Raw genomic sequence first — 26,298 nt, 5'->3', positions numbered from 1 at the left:
GGTTCGGAAGCTATCATACATCGGGGGTCGGACAAGAATCTTTCCCCTCCCCTTCGGGTTCTTTGAGCCGTTGTGGCTCAGTTTTCCGGGTTCGGCCTGTCTGATAGGCCTCAATGATGCGCTGTACGACCGGCAGGCGGACGATGTCCTTCGGGGCAAAGTTCACAAAACGCACGCCTTCCACGTCTTGGAGCAGTTCCACGGCCTCCCGCAAACCGGACTTCACATGACGGCGGAGGTCCACCTGTGATGGATCACCCGTGACCACGCAGCGGGCTCCCTCCCCGAGGCGGGTCAGGAACATGAGCATCTGCTCGGTGGTCGTGTTTTGAGCCTCATCGAGGATGATGAAGGCGTTTTTGAGCGTTCGGCCGCGCATGTAGGCCAGAGGGGCGATCTCGATGCTGCCGCGCTCGATGAGACGCTCCGCCTCCTCCGGCTCCAGCATGTCGTAAAGCGCGTCATAGAGCGGGCGCAGGTAGGGGAAGATTTTTTCCTTCAAATCCCCGGGCAAAAAGCCCAGCGCCTCACCAGCTTCGACAGCAGGACGTGTTAGAACGAGCCGCTGAACCACCTTTTCCTTCAGCCAATGCAATCCCTGCGCCATCGCCAGGTAGGTCTTGCCTGTGCCAGCCGGCCCGACGCCGAAAACGACCTCGCTCTCACGCATGGCCTGCACGTAGGCGATCTGGCCGCGTGTCTTCGCCAGAACGGCGGGACGTTTGGTGGAGCCGAGCAGTTTCAACTGCATGATGGCCTCAGCAGGCGCATCGCCGGTCTCACGCTGCACGCTTTCGGTGACGAGACGCACCATGCCGGTGGAGATTTCACCGCCCTGTCGGCGCACACGCTCGAGCTGCACAAAGACTTCACGTGCCGAGGCGACTCCGGCGTCCTCACCTTCAATCCGCACCCAGCCCTCGCGGCTGATCACGTTCACGCCAAACGTCTCTCCCACCAGCCGCAGACTGCCGAGGTCATTGCCAATCAGCTTGTGGAGAAACTGCGGCGTCTCGTAAGTGAGCGTTTCGACGGGCATCAGCGGTAGCCATATGCCAGCGCCCAGAGCACGCTTGGCTCCTTCTTCGACTTCAACTCGAAGACAATTTTATACGTTCCGGTCTTGGGCGGATTCACCCGCACGCTCATGAAGAACTTGTCAGCGGTCGGCTTGATCTGCACCGGCTGGTTCTTTTCATCGAACACTTTCATGTCCAGCGTCACTCCTTCCTGGCTCGTGCCGAGCCAAAAGGCGTATTCGTTGCCCTTGAAAAGCTGGTGCGTGATCATGAGCTTCTGACCGCTCTTGACCTCACCGTTCCAATAGTCTTCACGCACAATGAAGCCCTCCTCCACAAACGGCGTGGCGGCCTCCATCGCAAAATCATGCGATTCATCCACCGTCGCGTGTACCAAGGTGGCGACCGCCATCAATAGCGCTGCACTGACCATCCTGCCGAACCGTTTCCATGGACGCTTCATTGTCATGTTTCCTCCAGAGGTTGGCACAAATTATTTCTTGGCGAGGATTTCAACCAGCAGGGAGTCGCAGGTCTTGCCGATGTCAGACACGGCATCCTTTGAGAAACCGTCCACCGCGCCCTCCATTTGTTGTAGCACTGAGCCGAGGCCCTTCAGGATGGATCTTACCACATCGTGCTCACGGGTTCCGGCCGGCATCTTCGCGATCGAACTCAGGAAATGTTCCACCAGCATCGGTTGATTGAGCAATTCAGCGCGATCAGCGGAAAAACTCTTCTTAACCACCGAAGTGACCGAGGCCGTGCCACGCAACCAGCCACCCAAGCTCACGCACTGTGAGAGATCGACATCCTTCATCTGCTCCATCGTGTCGCGCACCGTCTTCTGTGTCTGGTCAAACTCCTTGCGGATCGCGCTCCAGTTGGCCTTGTCGGCAGCATCCAGAATGCTCTGGGCGTGTGGCAGCACCGATTTGCTCAGACCGAGGCTCTTGGCGAGGGAGATTACATCACGGCCGATGTCCTTCACTGCCTCCTTGTCCTCCGCCTGCACGGCCACAAAACCTTCCGCAACGGTGTAGCCAAACAGCAAGGAGAGCTTCGTGCGGTCGCTGGTGGTGGGCAGATCTTCCTTGCGCAGCTCAGCACGCCAGTTGGGTTCGCCAAGCTTGTCGAGCACGGAAAAGACCTCGCTCGGCACCGGCACGACCACGTCATCGACAACCTTGCCCGGGAAGGCCAAAGGATCAAAATTCTCCACTCCTTTGGTGCCTTGTGGCGCAGCAGAGAGGTTCAGGCTTCCGAGAAGCATCAATCCCGCCGTGAGGGCGGAGCGCGAGAAATGGGGACGAATCATGGCAATGAGGGCAGGTTTATCAGCAGATTGTTACGGAGTGAATCAAACCGCAGATGCCCCAAGTCGCAACTGGTTTGACCGGCGAGTGCGACACAAGGCGCAATCCACGCTCTGACAGGCGCAGCTATGGCAGGCGTGGCAGCACCTCGACCACATCCGCCAGTACGCGGCCGCTGCCGTGGCGCAGCTCGTTGCAGCGGCCAAACAGCATCTGCCCGCTCGTCGCGCCGAGGAGGTCGGCGAGTCGCTGATCCACGGAAATGCGGAAATAACCGCGCGGGTGGCTGGAATGCGGCACTTCGTAACGCTCCAAGATCGCTCCGAACGGCACATGGCCTTCAAGGACGAGTTTTTGGGCCTCTTCGGGCAAAAAATCGAGATGAATGCCGATGGCACCAAATTCCACGGGCTTGCCATCGCTGTGGCGGTGCAGAACAGAGGCGCGAACGAGATAATTGCCGATACGAGCACGGGCGGCCACGTCGAGGTCGATATCGCAGCCGTGGAACTCGCGCAGACGAGGCGTCATGTCCTTCTCATGCACCAGCAGGCTGCGCTCCTGCTCCGCCAGCGCGTCCGGCTCGACAAACGTCACACGCGGTCGCGTGCTGCCGATGCCGTAAAAGAAGATCAGGGGAGCCAGGATGTCCTCGTCGGGACGTGCGGCATCGACATCAGGTATAGCGCGCATACTGGCGGTGCTGGGGCAGGAAAAAGTCGTGCAGCAGGCGGTCCACCTGAAGCAATCCATCGCGTGTGAGCGTGATGCCCTCGGCATCGAGCGTGGCAAAGCCTTCTTTCGCGAGATAGTCGAGCTGCGGTCCGAAGTGCTGGCGCGGATCTTCGCCGAACTTCTTGATGTAATAGTCGAACTCGCTGCGGCCGAGCTTGAGCTTGAGAATGAACTCGCGCACGAAGCGGTCTTCGGCCGTGGTTTGATAGGCGCGGTAAATCGGCCGCTGACCGGCATCAAGCGCCTGCATGTACGGGCCGACATCCGACTGATTTTGGTAATGCACGCCGCCCAGATGGCCGAACGATGCCACGCCACAGCTCAGCAAATCGGCACCTTCCCACAAAGCATCGCGATAGACGAATTTGATGCGCTGAGGGTCTTTCACCACGGTGTAGGCGCTGGTGACGGTGTAACCAGCCTTCTGAAACTCGTCGAACGCGTAGCTGACCCAGTCACGCTTTGTCGGCCAGTCGGCCACGGGCGCAGTCACTTTGCCCTCAGCTTTCATCTGCTGGTACATGGTGGTGTTGTAGGGCACCTCCATCTGATAAATCGTGACCGCATCCGGCTGCATGGCGACGGCCTTGGCCACGGTGTCCTTCCAGTTCGCATGCGTCTCGTTCATCATGCCAGCGATGAGGTCGATGTTGATGTGCTCAAAGCCCAGCGTGCGGGCAAAACGGTAGGATTTTTCGATCTCGCCACTGCGGTGCGCACGACCGTTCGTTTCAAGAATGTGGTCGTCAAAGTTTTCCACGCCGAGGCTCAGGCGCGTGACACCGATCTCGCGAATGCCAGTGAGCTTGACCTCGTTCAGCGTGCCGGGTTCCGCCTCGAAGGCCACCTCCGCCGCACCTTCCCACGACACGAGGTCTTTCATGCGGTTCGTGAGGTCTTTGAGCTGCGGCACCGAGAGATAACTCGGCGTGCCGCCGCCGAAGTACACGAAGTGCGCCTTGCGGCCCTTCAGATAGGGCTGGCTGGCAAAGGTCGCCATCTCACGCATGCCAGCGTCAATGTAGGCCTTGACCTCCTGGGCATTTTTATCGGTATAAACCTTGAAGTAACAAAAGTGGCAGCGCTTGCGGCAGAACGGGATGTGAAAGTAAACGCCAAGCGGAATGTCGGATGGCGCAGGACGTTGCAGCACTTCATCGACGAGTGAAACCTGATCAGGCTTCCAGAATGAGAAGGGCGGGTAGTTTGAGACGAAGTAATTGCCGGCCTCGGTCTGTTCGAGCTTCTTCGGCGCGTTGACCTCGGTCACGGCCGAAGCCAACGGGGAATCGAGAGAGGTTTGCATGATTGGGGGTAATTGGGATACGACTGTGCCAGTCTAGTTCTAGAACCAAAGTTGCAAAGCAAAGCCTCGAACGACTTTGCTATTTCCCGTGGGCCAGCACCACGCGGAAGCCGATCGTGTTCCGCCGAGTCTCCGGCGGCACGGGCATGCGGGCCGAGGCCAGCAGCTCCTCCTGCGAGGCGGTACGCCAGTTACCACCACGCATCGTGCCCAGCACTGGTTTGGGAAGCTCGCCGGGTTTTGCGGCAGGAACCGGCTCGTAGTCCGTCTCCACCCATTCGGAAACATTGCCGGCAAGACCCGAAATGCCGCGCTCATTCGGCTGCAGGGCCGTCACGGGCGCCAGAAACGGAAATTTGTCCTCGTAACCAGCGATGGCGCTGTCGAGGCTGGCTTTGCGCGCGGCATTCATGTCCGCGAGATTGTCCACGCCCGAGGGCGGTGGCCAGTCGAAGCCCCAGGAATAAATGCCACGGATGCGTCCGTTGCGATCTTCAGGTGTAGTGCCGCGTTCGAGCGGCAGGCCGACCGCGCGACTCCATTCCTCATCCGTCGGCAGACGATACACATCCTTGGGAGCAATCAGACCGGCGTTGCGTTCGCGCTCGGTAAGCCAGGCACAAAACGCCCGCGCTTCATTGCGATCCACCCCAGCCACAGGCAGCGAGCCGCCTTTGCCGCTGTCTTCCACCCGACCAGGGCGACGAGCCTGTGCAGCCTTGGAGTATTCGATGAAATCGCGATGCCGTGTCTCCCAGGCGGAGATCATCACATCTCCTAGCGGCACAAAATTCATGCCCAGACTGTTTGCCTTCCATTGTCGGCCAAAGGTCACCGCCTTGCGTGTCTGCATGTCGGCAAACAGTTCCGCCTGCTCACCTTCCTTCACCTCTCCTTCGAGAACCACGTCGGCGAAGCCTTCTTCCCGCAGTTCAAACTCCACCGGACCCGTGCGCACACGCGGCAGTTCCAGCGGTGTCTCACCCAGAAACTGCTCGTGCTGAAACACCCGCACCTTCTCCGGCTGGCTGCGCACGATTACACTGCCGTAGGTCTGGCGTTCCACGCGCAGCAGAAACGCACGCCAGTTTTTCTCTTCGTCAGGACTCGTATCAGCCTCGCGGCCATCAGGCATTTCATCCGCCGCAGGCAGGCCGCTCTCGACAAAGTAGAACGGCTCTACCTCGTAATGATGTTCCTGGCTCAAAAACGCCTCGCTGCGGTCACGATCCGTCAGCCAGTAGCGAAACGCCTCCGCATCGCCATCAGGCACGACGACGAGATATGCCGTCTCCTTGCCTTGCTGAAACCGCACCACCTTGCCTTCGAACGAACGACCTGTGGCCTCCAGGAAGCGGCGGAAAAACTTCATCTCCACCGGATCGGCGCTGACATGCCCGCCCTGCCCCGGTTTGAATGCCATGCCCAGGCTGTTCATCCAGCGCTCACCTTTCTGTGGCAAACGCGACGGCTCCATTTTCAAATCAAACACCGCCGGCTTTCGATCTGACGCGATGTGCTCGATCTCGATCTGCTTGTGCCCCGGAAGGCGCAGTTGATAGATCACCGGCACGCCCTCGGCGGGGTTCAGTTCCAGTGGCGTCACGCCGAGTTGCTCCTCACCGGCAAACACCACCACGTCTGGCGGCGTTGTCACGATCTTGAGCCGCGGCACGCTGTTGTTCATCGCCATCAGTGCCCGGGCGCGGTGGTTCTGTGCCAGCCACATGCCAAAGCCCACCGCCAGCATCAACGCCGCTGAACCAGCCGCGATCCACGTCCACATCAGACGACGTGACGATGGCAACGGCTCGCCACGCAGAGCCAGCGCCATCTCACGCGCATTGACGAAGCGCTGCTTCGCCTTCGGCGCGCAGGCCGTGCAAATTGCATCCTGCAATCTGCGCCACACCTCCAAATCGGCTCCTGATTCCGTGCATGACGGCAAATCAGGAAAATCCAGCCGGTCCTTCCCCGTACTCGCTTCATACAGTACCATGCCCAGCGAAAAAATATCCGACGCCGCCGTTCCCGGCCCCTCGGGAGCCACAAAGCCTTCCGTACCCACGAAACTGCGCTGCCCCAGCAACGCCACCAGCCCGATGTCCGCCAGCCGGCAGATGCCGTCGATGAAAATCAAATTCGACGGCTTCACGTCGCGATGAATGAGCTGATTGCGGTGCAAATAATCGAGCCCCTCCGCAATCGTCGCTCCCAGCTTGATGCATTGCTCTGCGGACACGCATTTGTCCTTCCGCATCTGCAAACCCAGCGTGTGGGGCTTGTACGTCTCCGCGTCGATGTCACGTCCGCGTTCCAGATCATCCGCCAGCTCCATCACGTAATAGTAGAAGCCATCATGATCGTTGCGCCCGACTTGCAGGATCGGCACCAGCGCCTCATGGCGGCGTGAGATCGGCTCGAAGCGTTTGATCGCTTCAAACTCACGCTCAAACGAGTCCGGCCGGTCGTAATCCTCCCGCCACACCACTTTCACCGCGCGCAGCACGCCCGTCACACTCCGCGCCAGCCACACCTCCCCAAACGCCCCCCGCCCGATGAGGCGGAGCGTTTCATGATCGCGAATGTCCGGGGGCGTGCGTGACGAAGACTGCATGAAAAAGGTTGGAATAGTGGAATTACACTTCAACCCCGTCCCCTTGTCGAGTTGCGAAGTCACGAATTTCAAAAGACGCCGCTTCGTTCTTGGCTCCCTGCCCTTCGCTGCTAGCATCCGCGTCTTATGAAACGCAACCGCCTCGGCCGCACCGGCATCGTCGTCACGGACATCTGCATGGGAACCATGACCTTCGGCCTCCAGGCCGATGAGAAGACCTCCTTCGCCATCATGGACCGCGCCATCGACGCCGGGATCGACTTTTTCGACACCGCCGAGATGTATCCTGTGCCACCGAGCGCCGAACTCTTCGGCGTCACCGAGCAGATCGTCGGCAAATGGCTCAAGGGCCGCACTCGGGGCGAGCTCATCGTCGCCAGCAAAGTCACCGGCCCCGGTCATGGCTGGTTCCGTCCGCCGATTCGCGGCGGCTTCACCGCGCTGGACCGCCGCCAGATCTTCCAGGCCTGCGAGGACAGCCTGCGCCGCCTGCAAACTGATTACATCGACCTCTACCAGACGCATTGGCCCGACCACGGCATGGAGCAGGCCGAAACGCTCGGCGCACTGACCGATCTCATCGACCAGGGCAAAATCCGCGCCTGGGGCAGCAGCAATGAGACAAGCTGGGGCGTGATGAAAAACCTCTGGGAGGCCGAGAAGCACGGCCTCGCCCGCATGGCCTCCGTGCAGAACAACTTCTCCCTCATCAACCGCCGCTGCGAAAGCGAACTCGCGCAGGTCTGCCGCCAAGAAAACGTCAGCCTCCTGCCCTACTCCCCGCTCGGCGGTGGCGTGCTCTGCGGCAAATACAACGGCGGTGCTTTGCCGAAAGGCGCCCGCTTCACCGACTACATCCAGAACGGCGGCCCGCGTCAGAAACGCATGGCCGCCCGCTTCGTGAATGAGCGCAGCCTCGAAACCACGGCACGCCTCCAGCTCATCGCCGCCGACCTCGGCATCAGCGTCACCGCGCTCGCCCTCGCCTGGAGCAAGCAGCACGACTTCGTCGCCTCCACCATCGTCGGCGCCACCACCGTCGCGCAGTTTGAAGAAAGTCTCCAAGCCGCCGATCTCGTGCTCAGCGCCGAAACGCTGGCACGCATTGATGAAATCGACGCCGAGATTCCGTGTGCGATGACCGAGGATGGGTTGAGGAGGTTGTAGCAGGGAGCCTTTTCAAACCTGAGCACGGTCATTTCGATCCATGGGCCTGTTTGACTTCCTGCGCAAATCGCCCAAGCCGTCTTTAGCCACGGCGATGGGTGGTCGTTACGATGGCCGCCCTCTGCTCATCTTGCTGGAAAACTATGTCCTGAGCGCCATCGGCAATCTCGCGCCAGACAAGGAGCAGTTGGTCGCCTCGATCACGCAGAGAATCTTCGGAGGCGACGCAGACTGGCGCGTCACCCTGCGCACCACCTTGCATCTTGGCGATTCACTGGACGACTCTCTCCGGCAAATGTGGGCAGAAAACCAACAACGTGCACAGCAGTCTGGCGTCACGCTTAGCCCGGAGGAGTTTGCCCGCATGATCGCGGACCAGAACTTCACTCATCTTCTTTCAGCCGCGCCGCATTGACCTTTTCGCCCGCATGTCGTTCAACCCGCATCTCCTCTTTGGCTGCCTCTGCGCGGGTCTGATCGTGATCGCGTTCATCGTGCTGGCACGCCGCATCATCACCCTCAAACCCAGGCGGCAGCCGCCGTCTCCCGCGACGTTTGTGGACAAGCCGCACCCGGTGCTGGGAACCTACCGCGAGTTTGACGATGGCCATTGGTGGGCACGGATCACCAGCGAGCGCCTCGGGTATGAGCTGAGTTTAAGCTGCAAGGTGGCGGGACCGACGGAGGCCCAGATCGAACGCTGGCGGGAGATTGAGGCACGCTTGCCTGGGCTGCTCAGGCAGACGCCGCCACCGCCGGACGATGACGGCTGGGGCCACAAGTTCGAGCATTTCGATACCGCATCGATCCAGGCCAGCCTCGTGATCATGAATGAAAACGGCAGTTTTACCGTGATCATGGACACTCCGTATTCAGGAGATTATATGTTATCTCCCATCATGGACGTCAGTCCTGACTGGCAATGCAAAGTGGACTGGACCATCTGATCTTCTCATGGAAACGCCTCCCGCACTCTCCATCTACGCCAATCAAGCCTACGACAACGAGGGGTTTCCCATCGCCTCCCTGGGCATCATCTGGAACAGCACCTGCGTCGTGGTGTGGGTGCGCTTGGAGGAGATGGATTTGTTTTCCAAGGTGCGTGACGCGGACTGGCAAAGCCGTGGCTCCCTTCGTATCGGGCAATGTGTCGGCTCACCCGTTTTCTGGTGCTCAGATGACAAGGGAATCACCCTGCTGATCGGACCGGATGATGAATCCTGGGGCGTTTCCATGAACCTGCCATTGGCGGCGCTGGAGCAAATCTCCGCAGCGCTCCACGAGCATCGCGAATGGGTCGCCACGACCCCACGCTTCGTCAGTCCGTCACGCCAGCCTGCGAACGACCCCTCACATCGCGGAATTTGAAATCAGCCAAGCGTGTGACGTCCGTATAGATGAATGACCGCTTCACAACAAAGCATCACATTCATGAACTCACCCCTCCTTGGTCTGCGCTTGGCCGGCACCGTGTTCGGATTGATGGCACTCGCCCAACTGACGCGCTTGCTGCTGCGCACTGATATCCTTGTCGCAGGTAACACCCTGCCCTTGTGGCCCAGCGGGCTGGCCTTCCTCGCCCTGAGCGGCCTCAGCCTGTGGTTGTGGAAACTTGCCCGCAACGCCGCGAAATGAAATAGCCCCCTGCCCGCAACGCCGCCGACCCGGGGGAGGCAGAACAGTCCGAAGAAAAGATGCACGAGACTGTGTCCAGATGGCTCGGTGGTTCGTAGTCTTGCCTCAAAGGAGATTCATCCCATCATGAAAACGATTCTTTGGAAAGCGGCCATGGCCGCTGTGCTCACTCTGTGTGGCGCTTTGCAATCCAGCATCGCTGCCGACACGGCCAAGACAGAGACGAAACAACCCTCGTGGAATGTGACAGGCGAGCTGGAGGAAGCCTGCTCGTGCCATGCGCCCTGCCCCTGCTGGTTCAAATCGGTGCCTTCGCGCATGACCTGCGACGGAGCGCAGATGGTCTTCATTACCAAAGGCAGCTATGGCAAGACCTCGCTTGATGGTCTCGCAGTGGCCCAGTTCGTGCAAAGCCCGGAGGGCAAGAGCATGTTCGAGTCCTTCGGCAACTGGAACTTCGACAACGTCTATATCGACGAACGCGCGACCGAGGCGCAGCGCACCGCTCTGAAGGAGATCAGCGCGCACCTCTTCCCGCTGGCGGCTAAGAAGCGCGAGTTCAAGTTCGTGCCCATCACCCGTCAGATCCAAGGCGCGGAACACCTTGTGACCGTCGGCACGTTCGGCAGTTTCTCCGGGCATCTGATCGAGGGCGGACTCGGCGGCCCGCCGAAAGTGTCGAACCCGCCGCTGGCCGATCCCACGCACAAGGAATACCTGCAGGGCCAGGCCACCGTCATGACCTACAACGACTCCGGCCAGAAATGGAAATACGAAAACTCCAACTACATGCGCAACAAGTTCAAGGTGGACGACCGCCAGTATGCGAAGTTCGAAGCCGACATGGCCAAGAAAATGGCCGCCATGAACGCTCCGAAGAAATAAACACAGTCACTGAGAGCAACAGGAGATGCTTCGGCTCTTGATTTGATCATGGCACCGGGAATGATGCCGCAATTCACCCCCTCCAATCTTATGAAGCCGATCCAACTGCTTACCTTCCTCGTCGCTAGTGCCGTTTCACTCCAGGCAGCCACGTCGGAGGGCAAACAGAAGCTCGTTTTGATCGCCGGCAAGCCCTCGCATCCGCCGGGCATGCATGAATTCCGCGCGGGAACGATACTGCTGGAAAAGTGCCTGCAAAGCGTGCCGAATCTGATCGTGGACCGCCATGAACTGGGCTGGGTGAGTGATGAGAAGACCTTCGACAACGCAGACGCGGTGGTAATTTACGCGGACGGCGGTGGCAAGCATCCCGCTGTGGTCGATGGACATCTCGAAACGCTGCGCAAGCTGATCGCGAAGGGAGTGGGCTTCGGCTGCATGCACTACGGCGTGGAGATCGTGCCAGATCAGGCGGGCAAGGAGTTTCAGGAATGGCTGGGCGGGCACTATGAGAACGCCTATTCCTGCAATCCCATCTGGGATGCAAACTACGCGGAACTGCCCAAGCATGCGATCACGCGCGGCGTGGAGCCGTTTACGACGAAGGATGAGTGGTACTTCCACATGCGCTTCCGCCCGGCCTTCGGTCATGGGGTGAGATCAGCGAACGATGGCGCGGCTAAGTTTGCGCCGATCCTGGTGGCAACGCCAGCGGATGCGACACGTGACGGCCCTTATGTTTATCCCAAAGGCCCGTATCCGCACATCCAGGCGGAGAAAGGCAGCCCTGAGACGATGATGTGGGCCATCGAACGTGCCGACGGCGGACGCGGATTCGGCTTCACCGGTGGTCATTTCCACGACAACTGGGGCAACAACAACGTGCGCAAGGCCGTGCTGAACGCGCTACTGTGGGTAACGAAGGTCGAAGTTCCTGAGAAAGGCGTCGAATCGACCGTGACGGCGGACGATTTGAAACATAACCTCGATCCCAAAGCCGCGCCAAAACCAAAGAGCGCCGGGATCGAAATGCCACGCGTGTTTCAACGCGTGGCGATCCGTTGATCAGAGGTACTTCTTCGTGAACAGCGTGCGCTGGAAGTAGGCGAGGCGTTCCAGGATGTTTTTGAGCAGCAGTTGATGCTGGTCGATCATCGCGAACTTCGCCGGCTCGGAGAGCTTCAGTATTTCACACTGCGCATGCACCTGTTCGACGGCGATCTTGAGCTCTTTGAGCTTCCGGCTGACTTCATCGGTGATGCGTCCTTCCTGAATGGTATTGCCAAGTTTCTCCGCCTCACGCGAGAGATAGTCCACGGTGTTTGGGAGCGCGGCACTGCCGCCGATCAACGCACCGCTGTTGGTGTCAACCTTGGGACGGCCAGGCAGATTTGGGCGCTGCGGCACGACCGACTGCGGTTCCGGCGGCAGACCACCGTTGCGCGCATCGATGATGGTCGGCGTGATGAAGAGCATCAGGTTCTTGTGGTTCTTGCTGCGACTTTTGTATTTGAAGAGCCACTTCAAGCCGGGGATTTTGCTGAGGAATGGAACTCCGACCTCGCCTTCACGCTCACGAGCCTCATCCAGCCCGCCAACTGCCACGGTATAACCGGAATCGATCTCCACGGGAGCACTGTAAACACGTGACGAGGCGATGGGATAGGGATTGCCGGAAATGACCTCGGTCCCGATAATGCTGGAGACGGTGATGGCCATGTTGAGCAGAACCTTGTCGGATTGCATGCGCTTGGGCAGGATGTTCAGCACGGTGCCGATGGGCAGATAGGCCACCTGGGTGGTGGTGGTGGCGCCAACGGCACCGGCACTGGCGGTCGAGCTGGCATCGAGCACCGGCTGGTTCACGACACTGCGGATGGCGACTTCGCGGTTGCTCATGGTGACCATGCGCGGGTAGGAGGTAGTGTTGGTTTCCTCATCACGCAGGATGGCACGCAATTTCACATTCAAATCCTGCGCACTGAGAATGCTCAGGGCGGGCCAGCCGAGCGTGGCACCCACGTTGTTCAGATCCAAGGAACTGAGCAACGGGGCCAGATCCGTGCGGAAGCCGCCAGTCGTGGGAACGGAGTTGTATTCCACCTTAAGTGTCTGCTCTCCAGTGGTGGCATCGGTTTCCACTTCGGTTTTGTCCACCTGGCGAAAGTTGCCATTTTCAAAGGTGCCTGACCAATCGATGCCGAATTCACGTTTCGGGTCACGAGAGGTTTCGATAAACTTCACTTCGATAGCGATGAGGGACTGCGGCTTGTCTGCCGCGTCAAGATAACCCTCCACCCACAGATGCTGGAGACGGGTGGCAACGATGTAGAGCGTGTTGGAATCGGATTTCCAAATCACCTTGGGTTTGCGCACGGCGCTGAGTTCATTCGAATTCATCGCGCGTGCGGCATTTTCATCCTCACTGCCGCCAAGAGCACTGGCAACACCGCCCTGACCTGCCTCAAGCTCCTCAGGAGGCAGACCAAGCAGGGCTCGAATGTCATTGATGACCTCACTACGGCGCACGGCAAAAGTCTGGCTCGCCCCCTGAAGATCGAGTCCACCGGACCCACCTCCTCCGCCACCGCCGCCACGGCTCGCGCCACCGCCGCTGCTGCTGGCAGCCGCAGAAGTCAATCCCCCGCCCGAACTGATACGTTCTACACGTTCCAGCGCATTGTGCCGGATCTCATAGGATTTACCGATGAGCTCACGATCATCAGCCGGACGAATGTACCAAATACCGTTGTCAGGAATGATGGCCAGCCCATTGGCCTTGCAGAGAGTCTCCAAAACTTGAAACGGACTGGACTTGATCGAGAACGTGATCAGTCGCCCACCATCAGCACTGTCATCAGGCAGAGAGAAGAAGGAAATGCCCGCATCCGTGGCGAGGAATCGTAGAACATCGCTGAGCATGGCTTTGGAAAAATCATACTGCTGCGGCGCGGACGAACGCAGCCTAGCTGCTTCTGCCTCATACTCCGGCGAGAGGAGGTGCATGTTACTTTGGTTGAACTGAGCACGCAGTGTGGTTCCCGACAAACTCGTCAGGGCGAAGCAGAGAATGAGCTGGAACTGTGCTGTGAAATAGCGCATATTATTATAATTATAACATTAATGGAAAAACAAATCAAATGGCATTTAACACCACAGCGTGCTGACTTTTCGTTTATGAAGAATCTCATGCTTAGTGAAGTAAACGTCAAGTTTTCATTCAAATCACTGACTTAAACAATAATTTCCATATCTTTACCTTGAATTTAGGTCTGTTTGAATATTTACTATGCCAGTTATGCTATCGAGCAGATTCACGGTTTGCGATTCAGCCTCACGCAGTTCGATCTGCCGTGCCGGCTTTTCGTTGCTCGAACTGGTCATCACAATCGCCATCATCGGGGTGATTGTTACCTTGGGCGTCTCCCTCATCACTGATGATGCCGGTTCCGCCCGCGTGGCCAAGCTCGAATCGGATGTCTCGACACTCAATCAAATGGTGGCCTTGTATGTGGCAGATGGTGGCAATCTGGCTGGCCTTACCAGTCCCCAGGCGGTCCTCGACAAAATGAAGCGCATCCGCCCGCAGTCGGAATGGCAGCGTCATGTAGGAGCTGTCTCAGGCAGGCTGTTAGATGGACGGCTGCGCGCCAAGATGACTTCGCAGCCAGACAATGACAACAATCCGAGAGTGGTCTGGAACCGAACCAAGAACCGTTTCGAATTGACCAAGGCCAGTGGAACCGCCGTTTCTGAATTCTATCTCGACGAATCCCTCGCCGGAACGGACTTCGGCACCGAAACACGGACCAAGTCGTCCGTGGCTTTCAATTCGAGCACCAAAGGCTGGATTTGGGGTGCTTCGGTTTCAGATCCGGCGGCCAATTACCTCAATCCACAACCTTTTGGTACCCCAACCCCTGCCAATGGGTTCGATCCGAACGAATCCTCCCCCACATCAGGCGACCCGCCTGCAGATGAGAGCGATGGCGGCAGCGGGGGCTCAGGCGGCGGTGGTGGAGACCCTTCCACGCCTCCCACGGTGACGAAACTGCCGCGCCCCGTCATCACTCCGGCCGGCGGCACCTTTGCCTTCGCCAGTTTTCCCAGCTCGGCCACCATCAGTCCCAACGGTGCTTTGCCTGAGGTTTCCAAGCTCATGTATCGCATCAACTCTGGTACCTGGATCGAATTCACCGGTGCTTCCATTCCGCTCACTCCAGCGATGAATCTCCAGGCGCGCAATGAAACGACGCGCCCCGCCGAATACTCCACCAGTTCCACGACCTCCCAGACCTACTACCGGCTTACCAGTAGTTTCAGCGGCACCGGCGAAGGCAACTGGGGCAACGCCATCGGTGGCACCAACCTCGTCACCACCATTCAAAACGGCAGCGAAACCTCCACCTTCAAGCACGGCAACACCAAGCTTGACCTCGGCAACGGCGAATACCTCGATGCCGGCGTCGAAAACGTACTCAGCTTCACACGCGAGGCATTCGACACCATCACGCCGAACACCTGGTTCAAGTTTGGGGAGCTGATGATGCTCAACGGCACCACGTTCTACAACAGCGAGGCCACCGGCGTCACCCTCTCCGTGAATCTGACCATGACTCAGCCGGCGTTGAATTTCACCACGCACATCGACCTCGGCCTCACCAGCACCGAAAACACGAGCGACCGCCTCGCCAGCGCCGACGTCGTGGAACTCAAAAATCCCACCACGGATGTCCGTGTCACCATCGACGGCGTCGAATACCGCCTGGAGCTTTCCTGGGTCACGCTCGATCCAGGTGCCGGCGTCGTGCAGGGAAACAAATTCCTCATTTTTGAAGGTGCCACTGCGAAGGCGGAACTGCGCGCTCGCTTCACCAGCAACCATTAACACGCCACCACCACCACCTCATGGAAGACATTCACGAACGCAGTCAGCTCGGCTACCGGATGCTTCATCTGTCGAAGGATTCCGGCGTCAGCGACTTTTACGTCACTCCGTGGGAAGCGCTCACCTACAAGCGCAACGGCAAGCTGTTCTACGACTCATTCATCTACCAGCCGGAACGCCCGCTGGAGTTCACCGCCGGCTGCATCGACTACGCCCTCCAGCTCGGCCCCCGCCGCTATCGTGTGAACCGCATGGTCACGCGTGGTCGTCCGCGCTGGGTGCTGCGACTGCTGCCCGAATGCATCCCGGACATCAGCAAGCTCATGGTGCCGCCGCCTGCCATCAAAGCTTTCCTGGAGGCAAAGAACGGTCTGTTTCTGGTCTGTGGTGCCACCGGCTCCGGTAAATCGACCACGATTGCCTCCATGATTCTCGAACGGGCCAAGCGCCGGCAGGAGCATGTGCTCACGTTCGAGGATCCCATCGAGTTCGTCTATCCTTCCGGCATTCCCTCGCTCGTCTCGCAACGTGAGATCGGCACGGATGAACTCGACTTCAACAAATCCCTGCGTGCCGCTCTTCGTCAGGCGCCCGACGTGATTCTGGTGGGAGAAATTCGTGACGGCGAGACCGCAGAGATCGCGCTACAGGCGGCGGAAACCGGCCACGTCGTCGTCGCCACACTGCACACATCCTCGGCAGCACAGACGGTGCAACGCTATCTCAAGCTCATCCCGAGCGACCGCATGGAGAACGCCATGCTCTCTTTCGCAGACTCCATCCGCGGCATTCTCTGCCAGCGCCTGCTGTTTGATGAAAACCGCGGCAAACGCTTCCCCATTCACGAACTGCTGCTCCCCTACGATTCCGTGTGCGGCATGATCCGCCGCGGTGAATTCAAAAACCTCGACCAGGAGCTCGAGGCGGGATTCACACGCGGCATGGTGAGCTTCGAGCGCTGTTTGAACATGCGCATGGCCGACGGCTGGAAGCCTTCCACCGCACGCAAGACCGGCTACACCGAACATGAGGTGTACGACTTCCTTTCCAAAGAACAACTCACTTCTATTTATGCTGTTGGATGAAATCAAATCTGTCTTGAGCTTCGCCGCTTTCAAAGCCGACCCCGACGACTCCGCAGTCCCGTGGGGAAAACGCTTTGAATCGCGCAAATCTCTTCTTATCAACGTCAGCCGCGGCTCCGTGAGCTGGCGTTCCATCAACAAACGCGGCCGGTTCGAGGAGGGCGGCATGCAGGAGGGCGAACTCGCCGACGCCGCTCCGCAGCGCGGGGATGAATGGCGTGGCATGGTGGAAGGCGGCTGGTGCTCTGTTTCCGTGAACCACCGGTTCATCATCAGCCTCGAAAACAACCTCATGCGTGGCGACAACTGTGTGAGCCTGCTGCGCACCAACCCGCGCGCCGTGCTCGGTCCCAAATATGATCGTGGCAAACGCTACGCCATCTGCCATCACCCCGAGACCACCGCGAGCCTCCTGCTCGCCGTCGAAGAGTCGCTGGTCAAAGTAACCGAGGACGTGCTCAAAACGGTCAATCTGAAGCCTGGGCGTGTCTGCTGCGGCCTGTTTTCCATGCTGGAGCATGCGATCCTGAGCATCTACCGCGCGAGTTCCGGCGGAACCCCCACGGATTTCGTCCTCATCGCCGCGTGTGAAGGTTCGCTGGCCGTTCTGGTACAGCAGGAAGGCCAGTGGCGCGACATTCGCTGCCGCAGCGGCCTCGGGCCTGAGGCGGTTGAAACCGCGTTGCAAATCATCAGCCCGCTGCTCACCAAAGTCCCGCAGGGCAGCCCGGTTTATTTCGTCGGCGACGGCCATGACAATAAATTCCGCACTGAACTGATGCTGCATCTCGAAAAGGTCGGCGCCGCCGATCTCACGCAGGATGACCTGCTCTGGACCATCATTGGCGAACATTGATCCAACCGCACCCCATGAACGAATACCTCTGCCACGATTTCAAGACGCCGCGCACCGACACCTCGCGCCGTCTGCCCTCGACCTTCCGCGCGATTCCGGTGATCTTTTACGTGGCGCTGGTCGGCAGCGCCTACGTGATGACGATGGATTACTTCAACTACAAACGTGCCCTCAAGCAGAAAACAGAAGCCGAGGAGCGCCAGAAACTCAGTGAAGCCCAGCGTGACTCCTTCAAAAACGAAATGTCGGATCTCGAATCCGAGGCCACGAAGGCGGAGAAGGTCGCCCAGTGGATGGAAGGCGCGCGCAACATCCAGCCCATCGCCGTCAAGATCGCCCGTGCCGTGCAAACGGAGACGCGCATCACCCAGGTGGCCCTCGAACGCAGTGAGCAGGTGCCTGCCAACATCGCGCTCACGATTCATCTGAACGGCTCCAAAGTGTCCAACGAACTTGCCGCCATCGAATCCGCACTCGGCCAGCTTCTCTACCGCTCCTATTCGCCGCAGCAGACCAAAAACGACGATGTCGTCGAGTACCACTCCACGCTCGTGCGCCAGACGGAATAACCTCCTCAACTTCGCCCTTCTGCCATGAACCCGAAACAACTCGCCTGCGTCTTCCTGCTGCTGATCATCGGCGCGATGACCTACACCGCGCAGATCATCCACAACACGGTGGGCACCACACGCGCCGCTGCTGAGGAAGCCGAAAACGCCGCCGTCACCGCCGAAACCGAGCGCTCCACCGCCGAGATCGAAACCGCCATGTTCAAAACGGACACCGAGGATGTGCGCCGCTTCCTGCGTTCCTGGCTGCCGGCGATTGACCGCGTGCAAACCCAGCAGGAGGCGGAACAAACCATCGAGCTGAGTCTGCGTGAACGTGGCATCAATCTCGTGCGCGAACGCAAGACCGAGTTGAAAATGGCCGCAGGGAACAAACTCATCCCAAAATCCGTCCTCACCACGCTCACCATCGAGGAAGAATATGCCAAGGTGCTCAACTGGCTGGGCGACATCGAACGCCGCCTGCCTACGGCACGCATGAAAGTGGTGCAGATCACCGGCGGCAGCACCGGACGCCAGTTGAAGATGGAGGTCTCCTTTGAAACCCCCATCTTTGATCTCGCCGCCGCAGATGCCGACAAGATCAAGGCCAAGGAGAAAGCGGCCAAGGAAAAGGACAAAGCCAAAAAATCCTAACCCATGAACCGCATTTACAGACTGATTCTGCTCTCCTGCCTGATCTGCACGATCATGGCTCCCTGCCTCCATGCCCAGGAGGCAGTCGTGGGAGAGGAAGGCGAAAAGCGTGTGCAATACCAACTGGTCCTGCCGGATGAGAAGACGCCTGAAAACGTCAAACCAGAGGAACACAATCCCTTTGAATCCGAATCCGAGGCGCAGAACCGCCTGGCGCCCGGTGACACCGAGGAAAACCGCGTTCGTGACAAGTTGTTGAAACTCCCTGTGGTGGGCACAAAGCGCATGCAGGACGGACGCATGCGCGTGCTGCTGGGAAACATCATTCTCGAAACCGGCGGTGTCGTGCCGCCCGTGCTGCCGGAACAGCTGGTGGAATTGAAAGTAAAAAACATCACCTCGCAGTACATCGAACTCGCCTGGCAGGAAAAGCGCGCCACCGGCCTGCCACCGAAGCTCATGATCATTCCGATCAACATCTCCCCCAAGGTGCGCTACCAGATGCTCGGCCAGACCGAAGAGGAAGGGCAAAACACCAAGGGGGCCAATGCCACGATGGATCTCCCTTTGCACGATCTTGAGTCCCGTCAGCAGAATGCCCCGCCAGCAACGCCTGCCGCCGAGCCGCAACCGCTGCGCGCGGAAGCCGTCCCGGAGGATCCCATTCCTGCCACCACGCCACCGCAGCCGCAGACAGTGAAAGGGCCGGTCACGCCGCCGCCCGTGCAGGCCGCTGCTCCGCAAAAACCGGTGGAGACACCGCCACCGGCCGCACCACCGCCCTCGCCCGCCGTTGAATCCGTGGTCCGCATGCTCTTCGGCAATCCAACGCCTGCGCCCAAATGAACCGTCGCGTCCATCAGCCGGGGGGCTTCACCTCCGTGGAACTCCTGCTGGTGCTCGCGCTCTCCGCCGTGGTCATCGGCGGGGCCGTCGTTTCCTACGGCACCATTGTGCGCAGTCAGCCGAGCGTCTCCTCCATCGTCACCGTGCCGCTGGGCACCGCCCGCATGCAGAATTTTTACGGTCTCTCCAGCGCCACTCTCAATACCGCCATGGCACCTCAATACGGCGCGCTGTCACAGGCGGAGGAGCTGCGCGAGCAATTCGTGACTGACACGCTCAGCGCCACCACCGTTTTCTGTCTGCCGCGCGATGGCATGAACACCTGGAGGCCGTCCATCATCGCCTACAACCCGGCGCTGCATGAAGAACTCGACACACCGCAGAAATTTCGTGTCCACATCATCACCAACGCCAGCGTGCCGGACACGTTGTACCGCGACTACCGCAATCCGCTCAATGACGGCACGGCGGTGCCGCAGAACGCCAGCATCTTCGTGCTCGGTTACAGCAAGTATGCCGGTTATCTCAAGGTGAACGCCATTTACGACATCGACATCATCCGTTTCACCGGAACCACCGAGCCGAACGGCACTTTTGCCTCGGTGAAACGCTACGCCGACTCTGCCACGAGCACCACGCCATCCACCCTCAGCTACATGGGCGGTTACGAGGTGTTTTTTTCGCCATCCGTGCCGAATCCCACCAACACCACCCAGTGGGCCAGTGATGGCTTCACGCCGCTGTTCATCACTTTCGAACGTGCCACACGTCTCGCGCTGCGGGAGACGCCCGCCACCATCGAACGCTTCAAGCGTGCCTCGGAACGCCCCTTCTATTTCATCTGGTGGCCGGATCCCGCCGCGCGCCATCTCGGCCCGGTGGCGAACACCTTTGCCACCAGCGATCCGCGCCAGGCCTACAACCAAATGGCCGGGCGCACCGCCTTCATGTTCACCGTGCCGATGTTCCCGGCCCTTTGAATCCACCTCATGCGCATCCCACGCCACTCTCATCGCAGCACACGCGGCGCCCTCATGGCAGCGGCGCTCATGCTCATGATTGTGAGCGGCATCTTTGTCTCTTCCTGGGTTACCCTCATGAGCACACGGGCCGCGCAGGTCAGTTATCTGGAGGACATCACCAAACGCCGCATCGGTGTCGAGAGCTCACGCCTCCTCAGCTGGCAGTGCATCACTGACAAGGGTTTCGAGCGCAACGGCACGATGGCCGCTGCTCAAAACACCGTTCTCGGCAGCGACATCGGCGGCTTCAACACCGTCAACGGTTGGAACAATCTCAACGTGTACACCTCCACCAGCACGGCGGGCGGCATGACCACCGTGTTTCCCTTCAACCACACCGGTCTGCGTCCAGGCGCCTCGTACCTCACCGTCGAGCAGCTTGCACGTCCCTCCTCCGGTGTCGCCGGCAACATCGACGACTACAACGCCTGGCAGTTCCTCAAAACCATGCCGCCCGTGCTCAATGGCGATGTCTTCTGCGTCTATCGCAAACCCGACAGCATCGGCACCGAACTCGACATCTACCGCAATGCCGGCTCCGGCAGCGCCGGACATAACGCCCACTGGACCGTCGAAGGCCGCACCGTCGTGCGTCATCCGCCTTCGTTCTTCGTCAGCAGCACGCCCAGCCCGTTGCAGCTTCCCTTCCGTACGAAGTCGCTCTACATCCAGTCGCATGCGGCGGCGGAGCCGCCCTCCATCCCCTACCCCGTTTATGGCACGGACATGAATGGCAATCCATTGATGCCATCCAACATGCCCGTCGTTCCCAGCACTACCGGCCCCATCGGTGGCAGCGGCGACCGCCGTCACCTCGGCTACCTCAAAGTCGTGCGCAATGACGACAACCCCGACAACTCCCTCTGGCACTTCCAGGATCGCGAGGCCGCCGCAGGCCGCACCGCCACCATCACCATCGACGTGTCCGGCGTTTTCAACTCCGCCACCGAGGCCTACTGGATCGCCGAACAGAAGAACCCCACCTACACACCGCCCGGCTGGCCTTCCGGTTACGATGACAAGCTGAAGGTGCTCTTCATCAAGCTCGACAGCGCCTATCTCAAAAACATGCGTATCTATGGCGTCGTCGATCAGATCATCTTCGTCGGTCAGAGCAACGCCGCCGCCTTTGAAAATGCGGCCTCCTTGAAGCCCGTCATCATCACCGTCATGCCCAACGGCGCCAAGGGGCGCTGGGTGCGTGACGTCCGCTTCGAGCGCGAGAACAACCGCCGCCATGTCCTCGCCTTCCAGGACGACAACGGCCGCCCCGTCGAATTCTCCTGGGTCAACAATCCCATCAGCGGCACCGAGTTCCGCTGGCGCTGCGTCCTCGTAAACGAATTCCAGAGCATCATGTTCAACATGCCCAATGCGCTGACACGCACCGTGCGCTGGATCGGTGGTGTCATGACCAACTGGACGGTCAAACGCCGTGCCGCCGGTGGCACCAATCCCAGCCGCCTTCTCTTCACCGGCGACAGCGATCCCGCCGTCCCCGCCGCCACCAACAGCGGCCCCGCCTTTGCCACCTTCCTGCCGCGTGATGCGTGGCTGGAGTCCTACTTCCTTCCCGTCGCCCCACCATGAAGAACACCCGACAGCAGAGTTTACGGTTGTTTACGATGGTTGACCGTTGTTTGCGGTGGTTTACCAAACCACCGTCAACGCCGCGCAGCGGCCTCAACCATCGTCAACAATGGTCAACCGCTCGAAGAGCGGGCTACACCCTCATCGAGGTGCTCGCCGCCGGGGCCATCATCTCCATCGGCACCACCGCCATGGTCAGCCTCTCTTCCACGCTCATGCTGCAGGAGGAGCTGGCCACCCGTGTCGCCGTCACGCGCAACTACCAAGAAAACATGGTGCGTCTCTGGCAGCTCGGTCTTTCCACCGTGCAAATCACCGCGCTCATGCCCTCCCAGGCGCAGAACGCCCTCCTTCAGCAGGCTGTCTTCGGCAGCCCCACGTTCATCGAAAGCGGCCTCACCACCATCAACGGCGTCGTCATGGAGACCGCGCTCTGCACCGCAATCGTGAACCTCTCGCAGAATCCCGCCACCGAAACCGCCGGCGCCTCCTTCACCCTCACCGCCTACCGTCCGCGTCTCATCACCGACCTCCGCACCCTGCCGCCGTGAGGCCCAAAGCAGAAAATAGAAATCAAAAAACAGAAATTCATTTCAGCTTTCAGCTTTTCAAATTTCAGCTTTTCCAACTCCCATGCTCAAAAAAGTCAAAATCACCAACGTCCACTCCGGCAAGTCCTGCGAGGCCCTCGTGGAGACGGATACCGATGAAAAAGCCCTCATTGGCGCGGGCGTCGCCCCCAACGAGACCACCACCGTCCTGTCCATCACTGGCGTCGATGAAAAACTCCACCGCCTCACCAGCCCTGGGCCCACCACCGACGACAGCGCCGCCTTCTTCTCCGGCCTCGGACGCTGCCTTGAGCGCAACATCTCGCTCACCAAGGCCCTCCTGCTCCAGACCAACCGCGTCAAATCCGCCGTTTACAAAGGCATGATCGCCGAGGTCGTCCATGCCATCTCCGTGGGCGACAAATTCAGCGACGCCATCTCCAAGTTCCCCAAGCTCTTCCCGGATGACATGCTCTCCCTCATCCTCGCCGGTGAGGAGGCCGGTCAGCTCTCCAAGGTCTGCAAGCGCATCGCCGTCTCACAAAAAAAATCCTCCAAGGTCATCAAGAAACTCAAAGGCGGCCTCATCTACCCCGCCGTCGTCATCGTGCTCGGCGTCGCCGTCGTCATCGTCATGAGTTTCACGCTCGTGCCCGCCATGGCCAAGCTCTTCAGCTCCTTCAAAACCGAGCTGCCCATGGGCACCAAGGTTCTCATCGCCCTGTCCGATCTCTTCATCCACCGGCCCTACATGGCCATCCTTCCTTTCGTCGGCCTGTACTTCTTTTTCAAGAACTGGGGCAAAATCAGCTCCCTCCGGCCCATGCAGGATCTCTTTCTCAAGATCCCCGTCGTCGGCGTCCTCGTCCGCAAATCCGCCGCCGCCACCGGCTTCCGCACCCTCTCCATGCTCACCGAGTCGAACGTGCGCCTCTCCAGCGCGCTCGACATCACCGCCCAGGCAAGCTGGCACTACCACTACAAGGAATTGTTCGTCCGCCTGCGCGAGCACATCGCCGTCGGCCGCACCTTGCATGAAGCCTTCCTCATGGAGGCCCACTGGCTCGGCCCGGACGCTCGAAATCTCTGTGGCCTCATCGAACTCGCCTCCGAAACCGGCTCCGGCACCGAAATGCTCGCCGAAATCGCCGACGACTACGAGGAGGAGCTCGACAACCTCGCCGCCACTCTCGACAAGATGATCGAACCTCTCACGATGCTCATTCTCGGCATCATGGTCGGCTTCCTCATCTACGCCATCTACGGCCCCATGTTCAGCCTCGGCGACGTCATCTTGAAGAAGAAGTAGCCCCGTTGCACCGCCACCGTCGAAGGCAGCGCGGGCATTCGCTTCGCGGCTGCGCAGCCTGTCCGCTCCTCCCTCAGCCACGTCATGCGCAGCCGTTCCTCCAGTTTGGGTTGGGGGTTTGGAATATTCACACATGGAATTTACCCTCCTATGCCGTTGCAAAGCCACATTTTTGTTGCCCAGCAACGGCATAGGAGGGTAAAACGACACCCATGAGCGCCTCAGCCCGTACTTTTCCGACAAAATCGTTGGCTATAAAGCTGCTGACAAACCTCGCAATCTGTTAACCATCCACACTGTTAGGCGGATATGGCCACCCTCGAAAAAGTATGCAGAGCTTGCGGACGCTCGCGACCCGCCTCCGAAGATTTTTGTCCCTTTTGCACCGCGCCGCCAGTTCCTTCCCCGCCTCGCAAGCGCAGCCCATCTTCTACCGTGGACACCGGTCTTGAGACTCGGTGGGGCGGAGGGCCTGATAATCCGACAGTTGAGGAGATGCGTGCAGCATTGGCCGAGTTAGATACGCCAGACATGGAGCACCCGAGCACTTGGCTTTCAGATGACGACGGCTGGACTGTGGATGTTTATGAGAGTGGCTTGGTCATCTTCACTCACCAGTCCGAGGATATTTGCGAGCGTCGGGACGTTACGCGTGACGTGGCACTTGAGCTTTGGTTACTCTTGCAGCAAGGGAAACGAGATGAGATTAGACAGAGATTATCCGCTAACCATGCGCTGCAGCGAACCCGGCCATCGCCTCGCGGTTGCAATCGAACGCCCTCGTGGGCCGGGTCGCTGAGCTTGGGTCGTTAGGCCGCTTCACACGCTATGAGCACATTCAAGAGAGGAGACTTCATCGAGCACGATGGCTTGCTAGCGGTAGTCGTCGGCACTGACGAGGATGGCGGCGCAGCGGAAGACCATCTCGCACTTTGGTATGGTGACCCACGATGCACTCGTATCTCGAAGGGCGGAGTTGGTGGTCTGCATCCCGAGGTTTGGATAGTGCCAGCAGAGTATTGCGCTCCTGCTGCGTCACCGGATGTTCTGCATTGAGTTATGACACACCAGCGGCGCTAACCATGCGCTGCAGCGAACCCGGCGCGAGTGTCGCGGTTGCAATCGTGGCGTCCCGCTCGCCGTCGCCTGATCCGGGACGTTAGGAGCCCATCAAAGCCGCCCACGCCGTCATGTGCCGTTCCCAAGTCAGCGGCAGGACGGTTTCGCGGGCGGCGGTGGAAAGCGACTGCCACGCCGTCTCGCCGAGATCGAGCGCCTCCTGGACGCGTGAGGCGAGTTCCTGCGGCTGCTGCGGGTGGTAGAGCATGAAGCCGTTTTCACCGTTGCGGATGTGATCGACGGCACCGTCCATGACGGAGACGATGCCGGGCAGGCCGCAGGCCATGCTTTGCAGCACGGTGTTGGAAAAGGCGTCGTACTGCGTGGGATGCACGAACCAGTCGGCGGACTGGTACAACTCGACGAGATTCATCGTGACGGGCACGCCACGGATTTTCGCCGCGAGACCATGGCGCTGGATGAAATCACGCTGCGCGGCATTCAGCCCCTTTCCGGCGATCCAGAGGGTGGCATCGATGCTTTTCATGGCCTCCAGCAGCGGCTCCAGGCCGCGGCGGCGGTGGCTGAGGGAGATGAACAGCAGCACGGGCTTCGCGGGATCGGTTTGCAGCTTGCGGCAGAGGATTTCGCGCGTGTTGGCGCGGTTTTCGGCCGGTTTGAAGCTCTGCGTCTCGACGGGTGGTGCCAAAACGTGGAAGCGACCGCCATCGGTGCCGTGAATGCCCTGCAACTGCGAGGCGACACGGGCGGAACTGGTGACGAACCGCAGGGTTTCCCCGCCAGTGTAGAGCCGGCGCTCCAGATGCAGCTCGTAGAGGTGCCTCACGCTGTAGCGCTGCCAGAGCGGCAGCAGATTGCCGTAGAGCCGGTGGCAGCCGGTGCCGTTGCGGTGGATGTCCTGCACGCAGGTGCGGCCAAAGCCGATGCTCAAGTCCACGCCCGCCTCCATCGCCGCACGCGGGGCGAGGCGGTTGAAATGCCACAGGCGCAGCGTGGCCGAACCACGCAGGCGCGGCAGCAGTTCCCAGCGCCCCGGCAGCGCCGCGCCGATCTGCGGCGTGGTGAGCGTGGTGATGTACGTCAGCTCATGCCCCGCCGCCACGAGACGCCTCGCGAACTCGATGAGGAAGGTCTCCACCGCAGTGCTGCGGATGATTTGCGGATGGATCAGGGCCAGCTTCATGCG

The 26,298-nt window shown here is 59.8% G+C and carries 25 protein-coding genes; 17 read left to right on the top strand and 8 right to left on the bottom strand.

What is annotated here, in order from left to right:
- Positions 1-13: 13 nt before the first annotated feature.
- From U1A53_RS19360 to U1A53_RS19335, 6 genes are all read right to left on the bottom strand, one after another.
- Positions 14-1,039 carry a PhoH family protein gene (locus U1A53_RS19360; RefSeq protein ID WP_322283500.1) on the bottom strand — a complete coding sequence of 342 codons (1,026 nt, stop codon included), beginning with the start codon at positions 1,037-1,039 and terminating at the stop codon, positions 14-16.
- Complete coding sequence (locus tag U1A53_RS19355) at positions 1,039-1,482, bottom strand: hypothetical protein (protein WP_322283499.1); 444 nt, start codon at positions 1,480-1,482, stop codon at positions 1,039-1,041. The genes U1A53_RS19360 and U1A53_RS19355 overlap by 1 nt, the downstream gene beginning before the upstream one ends.
- 30 nt (positions 1,483-1,512) lie before the next feature.
- The gene (locus U1A53_RS19350; protein ID WP_322283498.1) at positions 1,513-2,337 is read right to left on the bottom strand and encodes a hypothetical protein; all 825 of its coding nucleotides are present in this window, start codon (positions 2,335-2,337) and stop codon (positions 1,513-1,515) included.
- Positions 2,338-2,461: 124 nt separating this feature from the next.
- A complete protein-coding gene (locus U1A53_RS19345; protein WP_322283497.1) occupies positions 2,462-3,028 on the bottom strand; it encodes a hypothetical protein in 567 nt (188 codons plus the stop codon).
- Positions 3,012-4,376 (bottom strand): coproporphyrinogen-III oxidase family protein, encoded by a 1,365-nt coding sequence (locus U1A53_RS19340; RefSeq protein WP_322283496.1) that lies wholly within the window; start codon positions 4,374-4,376, stop codon positions 3,012-3,014. Before U1A53_RS19340 ends, U1A53_RS19345 begins: the two co-directional genes overlap by 17 nt.
- A 79-nt stretch (positions 4,377-4,455) precedes the next feature.
- Positions 4,456-6,993: a bifunctional serine/threonine-protein kinase/formylglycine-generating enzyme family protein gene (locus tag U1A53_RS19335; RefSeq protein WP_322283495.1), complete on the bottom strand. Its 2,538-nt coding sequence runs from the start codon at positions 6,991-6,993 to the stop codon at positions 4,456-4,458.
- A 126-nt stretch (positions 6,994-7,119) separates the two neighbouring features.
- Between U1A53_RS19335 and U1A53_RS19330 the strand changes: the two genes are divergently transcribed.
- The 7 genes from U1A53_RS19330 (at position 7,120) to U1A53_RS19300 (ending at position 11,745) form a co-directional block, all read left to right on the top strand.
- Positions 7,120-8,160 (top strand): aldo/keto reductase, encoded by a 1,041-nt coding sequence (locus U1A53_RS19330; protein WP_322283494.1) that lies wholly within the window; start codon positions 7,120-7,122, stop codon positions 8,158-8,160.
- Between the two features lie 40 nt (positions 8,161-8,200).
- The gene (locus U1A53_RS19325; protein ID WP_322283493.1) at positions 8,201-8,575 is read left to right on the top strand and encodes a hypothetical protein; all 375 of its coding nucleotides are present in this window, start codon (positions 8,201-8,203) and stop codon (positions 8,573-8,575) included.
- Positions 8,576-8,588: 13 nt separating this feature from the next.
- The gene (locus U1A53_RS19320; protein ID WP_322283492.1) at positions 8,589-9,107 is read left to right on the top strand and encodes a hypothetical protein; all 519 of its coding nucleotides are present in this window, start codon (positions 8,589-8,591) and stop codon (positions 9,105-9,107) included.
- A gap of 7 nt (positions 9,108-9,114) precedes the next feature.
- Positions 9,115-9,528: a hypothetical protein gene (locus U1A53_RS19315; RefSeq protein ID WP_322283491.1), complete on the top strand. Its 414-nt coding sequence runs from the start codon at positions 9,115-9,117 to the stop codon at positions 9,526-9,528.
- 63 nt (positions 9,529-9,591) lie between these two features.
- Positions 9,592-9,795: a hypothetical protein gene (locus U1A53_RS19310; RefSeq protein WP_322283490.1), complete on the top strand. Its 204-nt coding sequence runs from the start codon at positions 9,592-9,594 to the stop codon at positions 9,793-9,795.
- 126 nt (positions 9,796-9,921) lie between these two features.
- Entirely contained in the window at positions 9,922-10,680 is a 759-nt protein-coding gene (locus tag U1A53_RS19305; RefSeq protein ID WP_322283489.1) for a DUF1326 domain-containing protein, read from the top strand.
- A gap of 90 nt (positions 10,681-10,770) precedes the next feature.
- Complete coding sequence (locus tag U1A53_RS19300) at positions 10,771-11,745, top strand: ThuA domain-containing protein (RefSeq protein WP_322283488.1); 975 nt, start codon at positions 10,771-10,773, stop codon at positions 11,743-11,745.
- Here the strand turns inward: U1A53_RS19300 and U1A53_RS19295 are convergent, their stop codons facing one another.
- Positions 11,746-13,782: a hypothetical protein gene (locus tag U1A53_RS19295; RefSeq protein ID WP_322283487.1), complete on the bottom strand. Its 2,037-nt coding sequence runs from the start codon at positions 13,780-13,782 to the stop codon at positions 11,746-11,748.
- A gap of 196 nt (positions 13,783-13,978) precedes the next feature.
- Here U1A53_RS19295 and U1A53_RS19290 point away from each other — a divergent pair, with 196 nt between their 5' ends.
- From U1A53_RS19290 to U1A53_RS19245, 10 genes are all read left to right on the top strand, one after another.
- Positions 13,979-15,568: a choice-of-anchor K domain-containing protein gene (locus U1A53_RS19290; RefSeq protein WP_322283486.1), complete on the top strand. Its 1,590-nt coding sequence runs from the start codon at positions 13,979-13,981 to the stop codon at positions 15,566-15,568.
- Positions 15,569-15,588: 20 nt separating this feature from the next.
- Positions 15,589-16,653 carry an ATPase, T2SS/T4P/T4SS family gene (locus U1A53_RS19285; protein ID WP_322283485.1) on the top strand — a complete coding sequence of 355 codons (1,065 nt, stop codon included), beginning with the start codon at positions 15,589-15,591 and terminating at the stop codon, positions 16,651-16,653.
- Positions 16,640-17,509, top strand: coding sequence for a hypothetical protein (locus U1A53_RS19280; protein WP_322283484.1), 870 nt, complete (start codon positions 16,640-16,642; stop codon positions 17,507-17,509). Before U1A53_RS19285 ends, U1A53_RS19280 begins: the two co-directional genes overlap by 14 nt.
- Before the next feature lie 14 nt (positions 17,510-17,523).
- Positions 17,524-18,078: a hypothetical protein gene (locus U1A53_RS19275; RefSeq protein WP_322283483.1), complete on the top strand. Its 555-nt coding sequence runs from the start codon at positions 17,524-17,526 to the stop codon at positions 18,076-18,078.
- A 24-nt stretch (positions 18,079-18,102) separates the two neighbouring features.
- The gene (locus U1A53_RS19270) at positions 18,103-18,714 is read left to right on the top strand and encodes a hypothetical protein (protein WP_322283482.1); all 612 of its coding nucleotides are present in this window, start codon (positions 18,103-18,105) and stop codon (positions 18,712-18,714) included.
- A 3-nt stretch (positions 18,715-18,717) separates the two neighbouring features.
- Entirely contained in the window at positions 18,718-19,560 is an 843-nt protein-coding gene (locus U1A53_RS19265; RefSeq protein WP_322283481.1) for a hypothetical protein, read from the top strand.
- Positions 19,557-20,540 carry a hypothetical protein gene (locus tag U1A53_RS19260; protein WP_322283480.1) on the top strand — a complete coding sequence of 328 codons (984 nt, stop codon included), beginning with the start codon at positions 19,557-19,559 and terminating at the stop codon, positions 20,538-20,540. Before U1A53_RS19265 ends, U1A53_RS19260 begins: the two co-directional genes overlap by 4 nt.
- Positions 20,541-20,549: 9 nt before the next feature.
- A complete protein-coding gene (locus tag U1A53_RS19255; protein WP_322283479.1) occupies positions 20,550-22,172 on the top strand; it encodes a hypothetical protein in 1,623 nt (540 codons plus the stop codon).
- Positions 22,169-22,723, top strand: coding sequence for a prepilin-type N-terminal cleavage/methylation domain-containing protein (locus tag U1A53_RS19250; protein ID WP_322283478.1), 555 nt, complete (start codon positions 22,169-22,171; stop codon positions 22,721-22,723). Before U1A53_RS19255 ends, U1A53_RS19250 begins: the two co-directional genes overlap by 4 nt.
- 82 nt (positions 22,724-22,805) lie before the next feature.
- Entirely contained in the window at positions 22,806-24,032 is a 1,227-nt protein-coding gene (locus U1A53_RS19245; RefSeq protein ID WP_322283477.1) for a type II secretion system F family protein, read from the top strand.
- 1,159 nt (positions 24,033-25,191) lie between these two features.
- Here U1A53_RS19245 and U1A53_RS19240 read toward each other — a convergent pair.
- On the bottom strand, positions 25,192-26,295 hold the full coding sequence (locus U1A53_RS19240; RefSeq protein WP_322283476.1) for a glycosyltransferase family 4 protein: 1,104 nt from the start codon (positions 26,293-26,295) through the stop codon (positions 25,192-25,194).
- Between the last annotated feature and the right edge of the window lie 3 nt (positions 26,296-26,298).

The sequence above is a fragment of the Prosthecobacter sp. genome, from assembly GCF_034366625.1.
Lineage (GTDB): Bacteria > Verrucomicrobiota > Verrucomicrobiia > Verrucomicrobiales > Verrucomicrobiaceae > Prosthecobacter.
Note: the sequence above shows the minus strand (reverse complement) of the source record. Positions and strands in the feature narration are given on the sequence as shown.

Excerpts from the sequence above, each read along its gene's own strand:
- U1A53_RS19300 (WP_322283488.1), top strand. The coding sequence starts at position 10,771 with ATGAAGCCGATCCAACTGCTTACCTTCCTCGTCGCTAGTGCCGTTTCA.
- U1A53_RS19315 (WP_322283491.1), top strand. The coding sequence starts at position 9,115 with ATGGAAACGCCTCCCGCACTCTCCATCTACGCCAATCAAGCCTACGAC.
- U1A53_RS19250 (WP_322283478.1), top strand. The coding sequence starts at position 22,169 with ATGAAGAACACCCGACAGCAGAGTTTACGGTTGTTTACGATGGTTGAC.
- U1A53_RS19295 (WP_322283487.1), bottom strand. The coding sequence starts at position 13,782 with ATGCGCTATTTCACAGCACAGTTCCAGCTCATTCTCTGCTTCGCCCTG.
- U1A53_RS19245 (WP_322283477.1), top strand. The coding sequence starts at position 22,806 with ATGCTCAAAAAAGTCAAAATCACCAACGTCCACTCCGGCAAGTCCTGC.
- U1A53_RS19255 (WP_322283479.1), top strand. The coding sequence starts at position 20,550 with ATGCGCATCCCACGCCACTCTCATCGCAGCACACGCGGCGCCCTCATG.
- U1A53_RS19330 (WP_322283494.1), top strand. The coding sequence starts at position 7,120 with ATGAAACGCAACCGCCTCGGCCGCACCGGCATCGTCGTCACGGACATC.
- U1A53_RS19355 (WP_322283499.1), bottom strand. The coding sequence starts at position 1,482 with ATGAAGCGTCCATGGAAACGGTTCGGCAGGATGGTCAGTGCAGCGCTA.
- U1A53_RS19340 (WP_322283496.1), bottom strand. The coding sequence starts at position 4,376 with ATGCAAACCTCTCTCGATTCCCCGTTGGCTTCGGCCGTGACCGAGGTC.
- U1A53_RS19360 (WP_322283500.1), bottom strand. The coding sequence starts at position 1,039 with ATGCCCGTCGAAACGCTCACTTACGAGACGCCGCAGTTTCTCCACAAG.
- U1A53_RS19280 (WP_322283484.1), top strand. The coding sequence starts at position 16,640 with ATGCTGTTGGATGAAATCAAATCTGTCTTGAGCTTCGCCGCTTTCAAA.
- U1A53_RS19270 (WP_322283482.1), top strand. The coding sequence starts at position 18,103 with ATGAACCCGAAACAACTCGCCTGCGTCTTCCTGCTGCTGATCATCGGC.
- U1A53_RS19285 (WP_322283485.1), top strand. The coding sequence starts at position 15,589 with ATGGAAGACATTCACGAACGCAGTCAGCTCGGCTACCGGATGCTTCAT.
- U1A53_RS19335 (WP_322283495.1), bottom strand. The coding sequence starts at position 6,993 with ATGCAGTCTTCGTCACGCACGCCCCCGGACATTCGCGATCATGAAACG.
- U1A53_RS19310 (WP_322283490.1), top strand. The coding sequence starts at position 9,592 with ATGAACTCACCCCTCCTTGGTCTGCGCTTGGCCGGCACCGTGTTCGGA.
- U1A53_RS19260 (WP_322283480.1), top strand. The coding sequence starts at position 19,557 with ATGAACCGTCGCGTCCATCAGCCGGGGGGCTTCACCTCCGTGGAACTC.
- U1A53_RS19345 (WP_322283497.1), bottom strand. The coding sequence starts at position 3,028 with ATGCGCGCTATACCTGATGTCGATGCCGCACGTCCCGACGAGGACATC.
- U1A53_RS19350 (WP_322283498.1), bottom strand. The coding sequence starts at position 2,337 with ATGATTCGTCCCCATTTCTCGCGCTCCGCCCTCACGGCGGGATTGATG.
- U1A53_RS19290 (WP_322283486.1), top strand. The coding sequence starts at position 13,979 with ATGCTATCGAGCAGATTCACGGTTTGCGATTCAGCCTCACGCAGTTCG.
- U1A53_RS19240 (WP_322283476.1), bottom strand. The coding sequence starts at position 26,295 with ATGAAGCTGGCCCTGATCCATCCGCAAATCATCCGCAGCACTGCGGTG.
- U1A53_RS19325 (WP_322283493.1), top strand. The coding sequence starts at position 8,201 with ATGGGCCTGTTTGACTTCCTGCGCAAATCGCCCAAGCCGTCTTTAGCC.
- U1A53_RS19265 (WP_322283481.1), top strand. The coding sequence starts at position 18,718 with ATGAACCGCATTTACAGACTGATTCTGCTCTCCTGCCTGATCTGCACG.
- U1A53_RS19305 (WP_322283489.1), top strand. The coding sequence starts at position 9,922 with ATGAAAACGATTCTTTGGAAAGCGGCCATGGCCGCTGTGCTCACTCTG.
- U1A53_RS19275 (WP_322283483.1), top strand. The coding sequence starts at position 17,524 with ATGAACGAATACCTCTGCCACGATTTCAAGACGCCGCGCACCGACACC.
- U1A53_RS19320 (WP_322283492.1), top strand. The coding sequence starts at position 8,589 with ATGTCGTTCAACCCGCATCTCCTCTTTGGCTGCCTCTGCGCGGGTCTG.